Consider the following 12,539-nt stretch of genomic DNA (forward strand, 5'->3'; position numbering starts at 1 on the left):
GCGCCTCGCGGGCTGGCAGTGAACACCTCAGTGGCATTTCAATGGAGCAGCGATGCGTTGGCGTAGGGACCCTTCACGGCGCGCCCTCGTGAAAGAATGCGAGAGCCTGCTTGCCGATCTCCCTATACCCGCTCCTTTTAGTGTCGAGGCACTGGTGCGGAATATGGAGGGCGCGCTGGGGCGCCAGATTCGGCTGGTGCCGCTGGATGACACCGACGGTGGCCTAGGTACGGCATGCGGTCTCCGGGTCAAAGCGCCGGAGTTCACGATCATTCTCTATCGCCGCCGTTCAAGTCGCAATCAAACCGAGCACATCATTCTCCATGAGCTCGCGCACGAGTGGCTGAACCACGGCACCTCCCTGACGGATGCAGAGATCGAGCGATACGTCCCTGAGCGCATTCGTCAGGAAGTCCTGCGGCGTTTCCCGTCGGCCCTGATCCAAGGGCGCGTAGATTTTGGCAGCACTGAGGAAAAGCAGGCCGAGCTTTCGGCCTCGCTGATTAAGCGGCTGGCACGCCGTCAGTCTTTCACGGGAGATGACATGGTCAGCCTCCTGGAGCATTCACTTGCTCACCCAGTCGCTGCTCCACCGCGGCGACGAATTTAGCCGCGATCGACTGGCGACCGCTGAGGCGCAGCTCTCGGCCTTGCGGCTCTCGCCACATCGCGCAGTACACCTATTGGCAATCAAGGCTGCGGCCGACTGAGCTCTCGGGCCGGCGCAACGTGCAGCCGACGCAGATACCCACTGGTTTCGTGTTCGACTACATCAAATACCTTACTGCGGCCGTGATGACCCTCATCGCCGTATGGCGATTCCCTGCAGTTCGGTACGCCGACGCTCACCGTCGGGCGCTCTGGGGCGGTTACGCGGGATTCGCCGTAGCTCTCTGGCTCTACACGCCAGCAGTAATGGACGCGGTGGATCGCATTCCAGTAGTGGACCTGAGCGCCCTACTCAGACACTTCGCCAGTACCGCGGCGATCATCGCGGCCCTCACCTACGTCGCCACCAGCTATGGGAGGAGCTCGGAGACCGTCGTCCCCCGGCACGTAGCGGTCTCCCGCTGGATCGCCCGCGTGTCCTACGGGACGGGAGTGATGGGCGTCATTCTGCTCACGGTCCTGTTTTTCACCGTGGTGGACCGCGACAAGCCGAGCCAGAACTTCCTCATCGACCACGCTGGGCAATGGGGGGTCGCGGTCTACATGACCGTGTTCTACTTCTTTCCGCTCATCACGACCGCAGTTTGCGGCTACCAGTGGACGAGGGCGGCGCGACGGGTCGAGAACACGAGCATGCGTGTCGGGCTGGGCTTGATGGGTATTTCCATGTGGATGGGGCTGGCCCACACGTTGGTGCGTATCACCATCCTTTGGGCCGCGGTCGCGTTCCCTCTAAGCCCCTCCACGGTCCGGCTCCTTGTGGACGCCACAGCGATGTGGATGAACCTGCTCTTCCTGTTCGTTGCCGTAGGTGCGAGCATTCCCACCACCCGTGCGGCGGCGGCCCGGTGGAGAACTTGGCTCACCCTGTACAGGACTTACCCGCTCTGGTTTGACCTGGTGGATGCGTTTCCCGGGACGAGCCTGTATCCACCAGGGCGGCGTCTCGCGGAACTCAGGCACATACGCGTCCCCATTGATGTCCGCCTGGACCGATGGACTCAGGACATTGCTGACGCTTGCGAGAAGCTTCGCTATTACGCTCCACGAGACTTGATGTTCGCTGCCGAGGACATCACCGCATCGCACCCCGATCCTGAGCCGGCTGCGGAAGCGTACTGGATTAAGGCCGCACTCCAGGCTGCTGACACCTCGCAAGCCAACCCGTACGCCAATGCCCCTCTGAGAGAGAAGCCGTTCGTTGACACCGATAGTGAAGCGGCGTGGCTTGCGCGAGTCAGCACGGCCTACTCGCACATCACCACGGATCAAGCTCGGGGGCTTCTCCTGCATTCCATAGAGGTGGAATCCGAACCGGGCCGCTAGTCTGCCTTTAGCGTCACAGCCTGATTTCTGCATAGCGATCTTGAATGGCGGGCTGGTGAGTGATATTTGGCACCGTCCGCCGCATGAACTGGGCTGGTATCGTGGTCATGCGGACCGATAGGTCTTGTTCCGCCTCGTAAGTGCACCCCGGCCTGCGACGCACCGCTACTCCCGTCGCCACACGTAGCCGGGCAGTGACGCTATCCGGTCTGGATGGGCGTCCGAAATCTCAGCAATCTGGAGTTCTCGCATGTCCAACCGCCGCACGGGCCTCATCCTCGATTTCGGAGGCGTTCTCACCACTCCGCTGCTGCCCGCAGTGCTCGCGTTCGAGCAGCGCGAGGGCCTCCCGCAGGGCGCCTGCCTCAGGGCCCTGTACAAGGACGAGGAGGGCGTCCGGATCACCAGCGACCTCGAGCGCGGAGTGGTCTCACAGACTGAGTGGAACGAGTTCGCGGGCAAGATGCTGGGCGTGCCGACTGACAACTTGATGGGCCGTATCTTCGGCGCACTTCGCCCCGAGCCGCTGATGATCAATGCGGCAGCCACGGAGAGGCGGGCCGGGATCAAGGTGGGCATCCTGTCCAACAGCGTGGGGCTCGCCCCTTGGGACCTGTACGACGGCTACGAGCTTGAGCGGCTGTACGACGTCGTGGTGATCTCCGAGCAGCACCTGCTGCGCAAGCCTGACCCCGAGCTCTTCGAGATCACGCTCAAGCTCATGGATCTGTCGGCCGATGAGTGCGTCTTCGTCGACGATACCGAAGCGTACGTCCAGGCAGCAGAACAGCTCGGCCTCGCGGGGGTGCACAACCAGGACCCTCGGCAGACGGTGGTCACTCTCTCCGAGCTGCTCGGCGTGGACCTCACGGCGTCGTAGCCGGGCGCCGTCCACACGGCGGTCCGACCAGGCTCGATATCGAAGTGAGCCGTCGACCCTGCTGCTTGCCGACCCCTGGGCACGGCAAACTCGCCCGAGACATCGACGGTCGTGGCAGGCAGCCACGGCGCAGTGGACGCGGAAGGTGAGCGAGCCTCCGCAGTCGGCCTTGCAGTGTCGAGAACAGGAACAGCGAAGGGCCTGGCGGGGATGTCTCAACAAGAGGCATCCCCGGCAGGCCCCTTCTTCAAGAGGTGGCCCGGCTCGGCGGCGACGGTCCAGGGAGGCTTTGGGGGACGAGATCTACAGCGAGGACGTCCGGACGGTAGTTACCGGACCGAGTTGGATCGCCGACGACAGGCACTGCAGCCCCGGCGATGAATGGGCACGGTTCATGATCTAGATGGCTGAATCGCCAGTGACCTGCGCACGGGGCCAGTACGATGCGCGGGTGAAGAAGTGTGCTAGGTGCGGCGACAATTTCAGCGCTGCGAACACGCGAGAGTCGCTCAGCTTCGAGTACGAGGGCACCGGTTACGCCGAGTCGTACAAAGGTGACGTGTGCATGGAGTGCGTGTACCGCGAGATCGACTACGGCCTCGACGGAGAGGTCTGGTTCGAGTGTGGCGACTGCGAAGGCACGAAGAAGGTTTCGATCCCCGTCGGTGGGGACGAATCGGTCTGCACATTGGAGACGTGCCCCGGTTGCGACGGCCTCGGCTTCTACGAAGGCACGACAGACGATCTTCCGTCTGACGCCAGGCGAGTGTTCGAATTCTGATCGGCAGACCTTCGCCAGCCGATGACCTGCGCGCGGGGGTGCACGGCCGGCGTCGGCTTGTTCGCCGTTGCTGCGGGGACCGCCGTCGGTGATGCGTCGAGGTCCGCGTCGGCACGGAGCGCGATCGTGGGTACGTCGAGCCCGTTGAGGGTGGCGTGGGTCGAGTCGTTCGGCCTGACTCCGGTTCTGGCACTCGCCGACGGCGTTACTGCACGTCCTGCACCTCTGGCAGCTTGTGCTTCAGCTCTCCGACGAGCTCGTTGATCTTGGCCATCATCTCGGCAGACAGGCCCCCGCCGTTGCCGCGGGCAGCCAGGCCGAGGATCTGCCCCCTGTGAATCGAGCCGAGGAAGCGGAGTGCCTCCAGGAATTCGCGGGCCGCAGGGTCGACCTCGGCATCGTCCTGGAAGAGGGCCGCGTCGACCTGAAGCGCCTCAGCTAGGCCGGCACGCACCACGTCAGAAGCCTCCGTCGTGGCGCCCGTGCGAAGGGCGGCGATGTCGTCGGCGGTGACGGCCGCCACGCCCGCATGCTCGTTGACGATTCGCGCAATCTCCTCATCGGAGGGCGCTTCCTGACCAACGTACCCGTGCTGCAGGAGGTAGTTGATCTTCTCTCCCACCGTGCGGGGCGCGGACGCATGCTCGTCACGCGAGGCCCTGGGGCGAAGCCCGAACGAGCAGTCCTGGGCGGCCAGCAACTCCTCTTCGGTCACCCCGTACGCCTCTGCGAGCGGCTGCACGTAAGCATCACTGAGCCGGCGCCGGCCGGATTCGGCGTTGCTCACCGGCACGCGGCTTGCACCGATGATCGCAGCGGCCTGCGCCACGCTGAGGCCGGCGTCGCAGCGCAGTAGCTGCAGGTCCGGCGGACCGTCGTGGGGGAAAAGGGCATCAAGCGACTGACCGAGCGCCGCTGCGATTGCGGGGAGCTTCTCACCCTTGGGGAAGTCCTGGCCGCTCTCCCATCGCGCGACCGTGGGGGCGCTGACGCCCACCATCTCGGCCAATTCCTTCTGGTGGAGGTCCTTGCCCCGCCGGACAGCGCGCACGCGGCTGCCGTCGAACTGACGTGGCACATGAACTCCTGCAGGGTGGCGATCGGGCCGGTGGTGGCGGCCTCTAGGGGCAACTGTAGCCCAGGCTTGATACATTTCCGCAACTGACGTACGTTTCCGTATCGCACCTGCTGGCTGGGCTCCGGCTCTCTATGGTGCCAGCCCTGGGGGACCTCTGTGCACGTTGCGTTGTCGTGACCACTCGCGCAAAGCGCCGTCGGATTCGGTCCAGTCGTTGCTGGCCGGTCGTGGGACCACCTTCCTCGACACCGGCCGTCATGAGCCTTGTGTGACCTGTATCGAGCCAGGGATGGACTTGCCGCAGGTGTCTACATATGTTCGTCGTCCCCCGCCGGGTGGCGACCCGGGGAGGGGCGCAAAAGAGCAGATGAAAGGCACGAACCGATTGGGCCGTAAGACGCCGGGACACGCACCCTGCCTGCGGGAGTCGCGCCGTATGCCTGAGGAGAGACAGACCGAGGAGGAGGTGGGGCGAATGCGGGCGCATGGTCCGTGACGTGGCTCGGCAACGAAAACCGGCGCCCGGGAGCTACCAACTCCCAAGCGCCGGGTCGGCACCCCGAGAGGTGCCCATACACATCACGCGGGCGGCGGGGCTTTTGCACGAGAACCGCCGCACCGCGCTCCTACGAAAGACGGAGTATCGCATGCTCGCCATGCCGATCGGAACCCCGGCCTGCCCGGACGCTGGCCGCCAGCGCCGCCTCGCCGCCCAGCTCGCGGACATGATCGCGGGCGCGGCCACCATCCGGGTCAGCTTCGACGACCCGAAGCAGACGTGGCCCCACCTGCACGCCGTCGTCAAGGACGAGGCCGGGAAGACCATGGATCTGGGCCGCACCACCGCCAGGGTCGCGGGCCGCTGGATCCTGCGGGCCTGGCCGGAGGCGGACTGGACGCGACCGCACACCTTTCACCTCGCCGACGCCACCCTCACCCGCAGCGACCTGGTCGCCGCCGGTCGGGGCCGCTGACATGGCGCGGATACGAACCATCAAGCCGGAGGCATTCTTTTCCGAGTCGCTCGCCGAGGTGCGCGTCGAGGCGGAGCGGACTTTCTTCGGACTGCTCACCCAGGCCGACGACCACGGTCGCCACCGCGACAACGCCGCGATCATCGCCGGGCTCCTCTGGCCCCTCCGCGCCGAGCACACTTCGGTCCACGTCGAAGACGATCTCCACCAGCTCGCGACCGCCGGCCTGATCTGCCGGTACACCGGCTGCGACGGCCGCCGCTACCTCCACATCGTGACCTGGTCCGACCACCAGAAGATCGACAAGCCGAGCCAGTCGCGTCTGCCCTCCTGCCCGCAGCACCAGGCTGCCGACCGGTGTGCGCCCTGCAAGGGCTCCTGCACCAAGCGGACCGAGGGTTCGTCTGCTGCTCCGCGAGGACTCGCCGAGACCTCGCCGAACGCTCCCCGAGCCCTCGACCTGCCCGCGAAGACCACGTCGACGCCTCCCGGACACACGGGTGGGGCCTCAGCCGACTGGCAGGAAGCCGCCGACCACGCGGGCGGCGCCCTTAGCCAGGCTGGAGCGAAGAGCACAGGTCAGGAGGCATTCTCCGAGGGCTCCCCGAACCTTCCCCGAAGCGTCGGAGAGGACTCGGCGCCTGGATCTAGGATCTTGGATCCTGGATCTCTTGTCCCTACGGGGCGCATGGCGCCCGCAGTCGGCGTCTCGGCCAACCAGCTCGTCGGCGAGTACGTCGCTGTCTGCGACGAGCGCCCGCCCAGCGACGTGATCGGACACCTCGGCCGGATCAGCAAGAAGCTCCTGGGTGAGGGCATCGCGCCGGAGCACATCAGGGCCGGGCTGGCGAATTTCGCGGCCAACCCCAAGCACCCGAGCGTGCTGACCAGCATGGTCAACGAGGCCATGAACGCGCGCCCCGGTGGTTTGGCGCGGCCGGGAATCCGGCCTAACGTGCCCGCCCATCAGGCGTGGACCAACCCGTCCAACGCCGCTGCCGCCTACGCCGAGGAGCTGTGATGCGCACCCGTCACCGCGAACCGCAGACCCTCGGCGAGGGCACCCTGGACCGGATGGCCCGGATCCTGGCCACCCGCAACATCGCTCCCGGCGCTGCACCGGCCCAGGACCCCGAGACCGTCTCCCCGCTGGAGGCGCTGTCGGCCGGGATGCCCCCGCGCTACCGGGCCGCCGTCGCCGACCACCCCCAGGTCCTGGCCTGGGTCCGGACCGTCGCCGAGGCCGCCGTCGCTCCCAACCAGGGAGCCAGGCGACAGGTCACCACCGGCCCCAGCCTGCTGATGGCCGGCGTCGTCGGCGCGGGCAAGACGCACCAGGCGTACGGCGCGGTCCGGCGATTGGTACAGAGCGGAGTCGGCGTGCGCTGGCGCGCGACCACCGCCGCCGACCTGTACGCCGACCTGCGGCCCCGGCCCGGAGCCGACAGCGAGCGGGAGCTGGCCGCCGTCAGCCGCTGCCCGCTGCTGATCATCGACGACCTCGGCGCGGCCAAGGCCAGCGAGTGGGTCGAGGAAGTGACGTACCGGCTGATCAACCGCCGGTACAACTACGAGCTTCCGACCCTGATCACCACCAACCTGGCGATCAGGGACCTCCGGGCCCACCTCGGCGACCGGGTCGCCTCCCGGCTCGCACAGATGACCACCCGGGTCGAGTTCGAGCAGGTCGACCGCAGACGACACCGTCTCGCGGCCTGACCCGCCCCAGGCCACCGCGCCGGGCCGCGCCTGCTGCGCGCCGCCCCGAGCCTTCCCCGACCCAGCGCACCTCTCCGCCGACTCCCCTGCGCGCGGAGAGCGATCGGAGCACCCACATGACCAGCACGACGCACAGCCCTGTCCGCCACCGGTCGCTCGGCGACCACACCTGGCGGGACGAGGCCATCTGCCAGAGCACCGAGTACAACCCGGTGGACCCCGAGATCTTCTTCCCGGACCCCGATGAGACCGACAAGATCACCGCAGCGAAGGCGCTGTGCGGCCAGTGCCCGGTCCGCCGCACCTGCCTGGACGCCGCCCTGGAAGCCGGTGACACCGACGGCATCCGAGGCGGACTGACCGAAGAGGAGCGCGGACCACTGCACGAGAAGATCGCCCACCGCCTCGACTACAGTCGCGTCAACGACACCATCGCCGGTCGCGACATCCACCTCACCAAGGCCGAGCGCCGCGCGGTCATCCGCGCCGCCTACCGCCACGGGGTGACCGAGCAGCGCCTGGCCTGGCTCCTCAAGATCACCGAGGAGCACGCCCAGAAGCGGTACCGCGAACTCCGCCGCGCCCTACGCAACCGAGACCTGAACCAGCCCGAGACGGCCACCGCCTCGTCCGAGTCCGGCGGCGAGCGCCTGGGTCGCGGCGACTTCGGGACGGCGGCGTGACCGCCATGACCGCGCCGAAGACGGCGCACATATCCGGCTGGGACCGCGCGGTCGTCATCGCCCTCGGCGGCGCGGGATGTGCGCTGTCGTACGACGCGCTGCAGCAGATGGCCGTCGCCATCCACATCCGAGGCTTCCTCACCTACCTCTTCCCCCTGGTGATCGACGGGTTCATCGCCTACGGCGTCCGGGCGCTCCTGGTCCTCCGCGACGCGCCGCTGCGCGCCCGGCTCTACGTCTGGACGCTCTTCGGCACGGCCACCGCCGCCAGCATCTGGGCCAACGCGCTCCACGCGGTGCGGCTCAACGAGGACGCGGTCGCCGGCAACGGCCTCCGGCTCGGGGACACCGTGGTCGCGGTGCTGTCCACCATCGCCCCGCTCGCCCTGGCCGGAGCGGTCCACCTCTACATCCTCATCGCCCGGGGGCCGGTCAAGGACCGTGAGGACCTCGGTCACCTCGGTCACCCCGGTCAGGGTGACCGGCGCGCCGGTGTCGAGGTCACCCGGACTGACCGGGTCGGTCAGAACCGGTCGGCGGTCGGTCAGGTCAAGCCCGGTCAGTCGGTCGCCACGCTCACCGACCGGCCGCCGCTGTCTCCGGAAAAGCAGGCTCGTGCCTCCCGGTCACTGACCGGGGACAGCGCCCCGGTGGGCAGCAGCAACCCGGTCACCGATGACCGAGGACAGTCGCACGAGGCCGCTGACCTGCCCGGACAGTCGGACTCCGCTCGGCCGGTCACTGACCGACCCGACGACGCCCCGGTCACCGGCGACCAGGACAGCCTGGCGGCGGGCACCACCCCGCCGGTCACTCCGCCGCGGGCCGCTGACCGAGAGGCCCGGACAGCCGGTGACCGTCGGCCCGACCCGGACACCGAGGAACTGTTGAAGATCGCCCGGTCAGCGGTCAGGGCCGAGGACAAGCTGACCCGCAAGGTGGTCGCCCAGGCGATCCGCGGTCAGCAGATCCCGCTCTCCAGCGACACCCTGACCGCCCTCATGGCCCAGCTCCGCGCCCAGCACGGACAGCCGGTCACCTCCGCCCGGAACTGACCGGACACCACGGAGTGGGTGACCGAGCCGGTCACCCCAGCCGGTCACCCGCTCCGGACACCCGCCCCACAGCCCTCCAGAGCAGAAGCGGAGAACATCCGATGCGCACCCACCCGGCCACCCCCGCCGAAGTCGACTCCTGGCTGACCGTCCTTCACCAGCGCGGCCACCTCCACCGCGCCCAGTCCGGCCCCGACACCACCTGGATCGTGCAACGAGAGCAGCACGATCGCCCCTGGACCCTGCACCACCCGGTCCTGGCCATGGACTGGATCGAGGAACTCGTCCGCGAAATCCAGCATCAGGACCCGGAGGCGAGCCGGTGACCACCGACGACCCGGCGGTGACCACCGCCGGACAGCAGCGTGACCCCACGACGGCTCCTGGCGGAGCAAGCTATCGCGTACGACGGTCCTACGGCCCGTCGTACGCACTTGCCCCCGCCCCGGAGGGCGGGGGAAGCCCGGTTGGTTCCCGAGCGAGGGCGCTCGGGAACCAACCGGGCAACCGGCACCAGGGGGCGCCGGTCACCGGGGGAGAAACCGATCGCGACGAACACCGCGAGCAGTCGAGCCCGCGCCCAGCCGCCTTCCCCGACCGCAAACCCCGCCGCCGCAGCCGCAACCCGAGCGAACGCACCCGCAAGACCACCACCCGCCTCTCCGACACCGAGAAAGCCGAGATCGTCGCCGCCGCCGCGCAGCGCGGCGTCACCGTCGCCCGTTTCCTCGCCGCCGCCGGCCTCGCAACCGCCCGCGGTTCGACCGCCCTGCACACCAACGAACGACTCGACGCGGCCATCGACGAACTCGCCGCCCTGCGCACCGCCCTGGCCCGGATCGGCAACAACATCAACCAGATCGCCTACGTCCACAACGCCGGCGGGCAGCCACGCCCCGGTGAACTCGAACACGCACTGAGCGTTCTGACCCGGTCCCTCGGCCGCCTCGACGACGCGGCGAACGACCTGGTGACCAGGCGGCTGTGATGGTTCCCGACATCGGACGCGGCTCGCGCACCCACGGACTCCTCGTCTACCTCTACGGCCCCGGTAGGCGCGAGGAGCACACCGACGCGCATCTCGTCGGCTCCTGGGACGGCTTCGCCCCCGACCCCGGCCGCGATACCGACCCGCAAGTCACCCTCACCCGCCTCACCGCCGCCCTCGACCTCCGGGTCAAGCAGGCCGGCGACCGCGCGCCCGCCAAGCACGTGTGGCACTGCTCGGTCCGGACCGCACCCGGCGACCGGCGGCTCTCCGACGAGGAGTGGAACGCCGTCGCCCAGCGCATCGTCCACGCCACCGGCATCGCTCCGGACGGTGATCCCGACGGCTGCCGGTGGATCGCCGTCCGCCACGCGGAAGACCACATCCACATCGTCGCCACCCTGGTCCGCGGCGACCTGCGCAATCCCCGCCTCAACTACGACTTCAACAAGGCCCAGGCCGTCTGCCGGCGCATCGAGGAGGAGATGGGCCTGCGCCGCCTCAACGCCGGCGACGGCACCGCAGCGAAGAACCCCACCAGCGCCGAGAAGTTCAAGGCCGAACGCACCGGCCGCCCAGAGACCTCCCGCGAGACGCTCCGCGAAGCCGTCCGCCAGGCCGTCGCGGGAGCGGACGACGAGAAGGAGTTCTTCACCCGGCTCCGCGAGGCGGGCCTGCGCGTGAAGGTGCGCCACGCCCCGTCCGGCGACGCGCTCGGCTACAACGTGGCCCTGCCCGGCGACCGCAACCGCCACGGTGAACCGGTCTGGTACCCCGGCTCCAAGCTTGCCCTCGACCTGTCCCTTCCCAAGATCCGCCTCCGGCTGGCCGACGGTACCGCCGAGCGGCCAACGCCTTCGGTCGCCTGCGGCCCGGCGGACTGGTCCCCGCCCGCCCGAGAGCGACGAAGCGCCACCGGGATAGCCGAGCGTGCCGCCGTCCTCCTCGACGGCGACGACGATGAAGCCGCCGCCCAGCTCGTCGGCGTCGGAGAACTCCTGGACGCGGTCGCCCAGACCGCCCCGGTGGCCACTCGTGCCGAGCTGGCTGCCGCCGCCCGAGCCTTCGAGCGGGCGACCCGCAGCCACGTCCGAGCAGAGCGCGCCGACACCCGGGCGCTCCGCTCGGCCGCCCGAGGCATTGTCCAGGCCGGCGGCGCGTTCGGCCGGGGCGAGGACGGCGGCACCACCGCCATGCTCGTCTCCACCCTGGTCCTGGTTACCCTCGCCGCCGCCCGCTGGCACTCCGCTCGCGGTCACGCCCAGCAGGCCCACGCCTCCCGACAGGCCGCCGAGCATCTGCGCGCCGCCTACCGCCAGGCCGCAGCCACGCCGATGCGGGTGCTGCACGACCAAGGCCGTGCCCTCCCCGAGGCCCAGCGCCGGTCACACGAGGCCACCCTCCGCGCGGCTCTGCCGAAGCAGGGCGTACGAGCCGATGGCATGCCGACGAAGACCGACGCCCTGGTCGCCACTCTCGTCCAGGCCGAGCAGGCCGGCCACGACCCCGAGGTCCTCCTGCAACAGGCCATCGACATGCGCGAACTCGACACCGCCGCGGATGTGAACGACGTCGTGGTCTGGCGCCTTCGCCGCCTCGCCCAGCTCCCCGCCCACACAGGCGAAGCTCCCCGTCGCCCGCAGGCCGGCACCCGCCCGACCAAGCCCTCGGCCAGCCGCACCAGCGAACGGAACGCACCCACAGCAGCGCCCCGCCCTGCCGTCTCTGACCCGCGCAGCCGTCCACCGCGCCGCTGATCAGCGCGTAGGGAAGGCCTGCCACCGACCTACCAGACTCCACGAAATGCCTGGACAGCGGTTCCACCTGCTGTTACGGATGAAAACAGGAAGCCCTCGACCGGGAGATGACGCTCGTGCCCAGAACCACCGACCGCACCACGGAGCCGGCACCCGCGCTGCCCGTCCTTCCCACCGGCACCGGCCCCCTGCTGCAACTCCAGTACGAGACGCAGCCGGCCGACGGCCCCGGCGCGACCCGCTGCGTCAGCCACCCACACGAACTCGCCCTCGGCGGCATCCCCGTGATGTGCTCGGCCTGCCGGGCCCGACGCGACTGGCTGCTCATCAACCACGGCCGCAACATCTGGATCCGCTGCCGGTGCAGCAACCAGTGGCTCGAACCGGAGATCAGCCGCGCCGACTTCGACGCCCTGGTCGCCAGCCCGTACGGCACGACCTACCCCACCGTCGAGAAGGGTCTCGCTGCGCTCGGCTTCGACGGCATCGTTGCCGGTGCCTACCTGGAATAACGAGCGGTATATCGATCGGACTTCCGGCAGGAGCGGTCGATGGCCGACGCTGCCAGTTGGGAGAGCTCTTGCCAGAAGGAGTCAGGAGCTAAGGGGCAGCTCACGGGCGCTTGTCAC

The 12,539-nt window shown here is 68.8% G+C and carries 14 protein-coding genes; 13 read left to right on the forward strand and 1 reads right to left on the reverse strand.

Annotated elements, in window-relative coordinates; all coding sequences use genetic code 11:
- The first annotated feature begins 163 nt into the window (after positions 1-163).
- The 4 genes from OG332_RS34495 (at position 164) to OG332_RS34510 (ending at position 3,656) form a co-directional block, all read left to right on the forward strand.
- Positions 164-610 (forward strand): hypothetical protein, encoded by a 447-nt coding sequence (locus tag OG332_RS34495; RefSeq protein WP_327417116.1) that lies wholly within the window; start codon positions 164-166, stop codon positions 608-610.
- A gap of 149 nt (positions 611-759) precedes the next feature.
- Positions 760-1,995: an MAB_1171c family putative transporter gene (locus OG332_RS34500; protein WP_327417117.1), complete on the forward strand. Its 1,236-nt coding sequence runs from the start codon at positions 760-762 to the stop codon at positions 1,993-1,995.
- Between the two features lie 250 nt (positions 1,996-2,245).
- The gene (locus OG332_RS34505; protein WP_327417118.1) at positions 2,246-2,875 is read left to right on the forward strand and encodes an HAD-IA family hydrolase; all 630 of its coding nucleotides are present in this window, start codon (positions 2,246-2,248) and stop codon (positions 2,873-2,875) included.
- 451 nt (positions 2,876-3,326) lie between these two features.
- The gene (locus OG332_RS34510) at positions 3,327-3,656 is read left to right on the forward strand and encodes a hypothetical protein (RefSeq protein ID WP_327417119.1); all 330 of its coding nucleotides are present in this window, start codon (positions 3,327-3,329) and stop codon (positions 3,654-3,656) included.
- A 205-nt stretch (positions 3,657-3,861) separates the two neighbouring features.
- Here OG332_RS34510 and OG332_RS34515 read toward each other — a convergent pair whose 3' ends face one another.
- Complete coding sequence (locus OG332_RS34515) at positions 3,862-4,734, reverse strand: helix-turn-helix domain-containing protein (protein ID WP_327417120.1); 873 nt, start codon at positions 4,732-4,734, stop codon at positions 3,862-3,864.
- A gap of 647 nt (positions 4,735-5,381) precedes the next feature.
- Between OG332_RS34515 and OG332_RS34520 the strand changes: the two genes are divergently transcribed.
- From OG332_RS34520 to OG332_RS34560, 9 genes are all read left to right on the forward strand, one after another.
- Positions 5,382-5,708 carry a transcriptional regulator gene (locus OG332_RS34520; RefSeq protein WP_327417121.1) on the forward strand — a complete coding sequence of 109 codons (327 nt, stop codon included), beginning with the start codon at positions 5,382-5,384 and terminating at the stop codon, positions 5,706-5,708.
- Position 5,709: 1 nt separating this feature from the next.
- Positions 5,710-6,729, forward strand: coding sequence for a hypothetical protein (locus OG332_RS34525; protein ID WP_327417122.1), 1,020 nt, complete (start codon positions 5,710-5,712; stop codon positions 6,727-6,729).
- Positions 6,729-7,427, forward strand: a complete 699-nt coding sequence (locus tag OG332_RS34530; RefSeq protein WP_327417123.1) for an ATP-binding protein — start codon at positions 6,729-6,731, stop codon at positions 7,425-7,427. Before OG332_RS34525 ends, OG332_RS34530 begins: the two co-directional genes overlap by 1 nt.
- A 116-nt stretch (positions 7,428-7,543) precedes the next feature.
- Positions 7,544-8,110 carry a WhiB family transcriptional regulator gene (locus OG332_RS34535; protein WP_327417124.1) on the forward strand — a complete coding sequence of 189 codons (567 nt, stop codon included), beginning with the start codon at positions 7,544-7,546 and terminating at the stop codon, positions 8,108-8,110.
- 5 nt (positions 8,111-8,115) lie between these two features.
- On the forward strand, positions 8,116-9,165 hold the full coding sequence (locus tag OG332_RS34540; protein ID WP_442816392.1) for a DUF2637 domain-containing protein: 1,050 nt from the start codon (positions 8,116-8,118) through the stop codon (positions 9,163-9,165).
- Positions 9,166-9,266: 101 nt separating this feature from the next.
- Positions 9,267-9,491 carry a hypothetical protein gene (locus OG332_RS34545; protein WP_327417126.1) on the forward strand — a complete coding sequence of 75 codons (225 nt, stop codon included), beginning with the start codon at positions 9,267-9,269 and terminating at the stop codon, positions 9,489-9,491.
- Positions 9,488-10,153 (forward strand): plasmid mobilization protein, encoded by a 666-nt coding sequence (locus tag OG332_RS34550; protein WP_327417127.1) that lies wholly within the window; start codon positions 9,488-9,490, stop codon positions 10,151-10,153. The genes OG332_RS34545 and OG332_RS34550 overlap by 4 nt, the downstream gene beginning before the upstream one ends.
- A complete protein-coding gene (locus tag OG332_RS34555; protein WP_327417128.1) occupies positions 10,153-11,910 on the forward strand; it encodes a relaxase/mobilization nuclease domain-containing protein in 1,758 nt (585 codons plus the stop codon). Before OG332_RS34550 ends, OG332_RS34555 begins: the two co-directional genes overlap by 1 nt.
- Before the next feature lie 107 nt (positions 11,911-12,017).
- Positions 12,018-12,422, forward strand: a complete 405-nt coding sequence (locus OG332_RS34560; protein ID WP_327417129.1) for a hypothetical protein — start codon at positions 12,018-12,020, stop codon at positions 12,420-12,422.
- The last annotated feature ends 117 nt before the right edge of the window (positions 12,423-12,539 follow it).

The organism is Streptomyces sp. NBC_01233 (assembly GCF_035989305.1).
Lineage (GTDB): Bacteria > Actinomycetota > Actinomycetes > Streptomycetales > Streptomycetaceae > Streptomyces.

Coding starts and splice junctions, on each gene's coding strand:
- OG332_RS34505 (WP_327417118.1), top strand. CDS start 2,246: ATGTCCAACCGCCGCACGGGCCTCATCCTCGATTTCGGAGGCGTTCTC.
- OG332_RS34535 (WP_327417124.1), top strand. CDS start 7,544: ATGACCAGCACGACGCACAGCCCTGTCCGCCACCGGTCGCTCGGCGAC.
- OG332_RS34540 (WP_442816392.1), top strand. CDS start 8,116: ATGACCGCGCCGAAGACGGCGCACATATCCGGCTGGGACCGCGCGGTC.
- OG332_RS34555 (WP_327417128.1), top strand. CDS start 10,153: ATGGTTCCCGACATCGGACGCGGCTCGCGCACCCACGGACTCCTCGTC.
- OG332_RS34545 (WP_327417126.1), top strand. CDS start 9,267: ATGCGCACCCACCCGGCCACCCCCGCCGAAGTCGACTCCTGGCTGACC.
- OG332_RS34495 (WP_327417116.1), top strand. CDS start 164: ATGGAGGGCGCGCTGGGGCGCCAGATTCGGCTGGTGCCGCTGGATGAC.
- OG332_RS34525 (WP_327417122.1), top strand. CDS start 5,710: ATGGCGCGGATACGAACCATCAAGCCGGAGGCATTCTTTTCCGAGTCG.
- OG332_RS34560 (WP_327417129.1), top strand. CDS start 12,018: ATGACGCTCGTGCCCAGAACCACCGACCGCACCACGGAGCCGGCACCC.
- OG332_RS34530 (WP_327417123.1), top strand. CDS start 6,729: ATGCGCACCCGTCACCGCGAACCGCAGACCCTCGGCGAGGGCACCCTG.
- OG332_RS34520 (WP_327417121.1), top strand. CDS start 5,382: ATGCTCGCCATGCCGATCGGAACCCCGGCCTGCCCGGACGCTGGCCGC.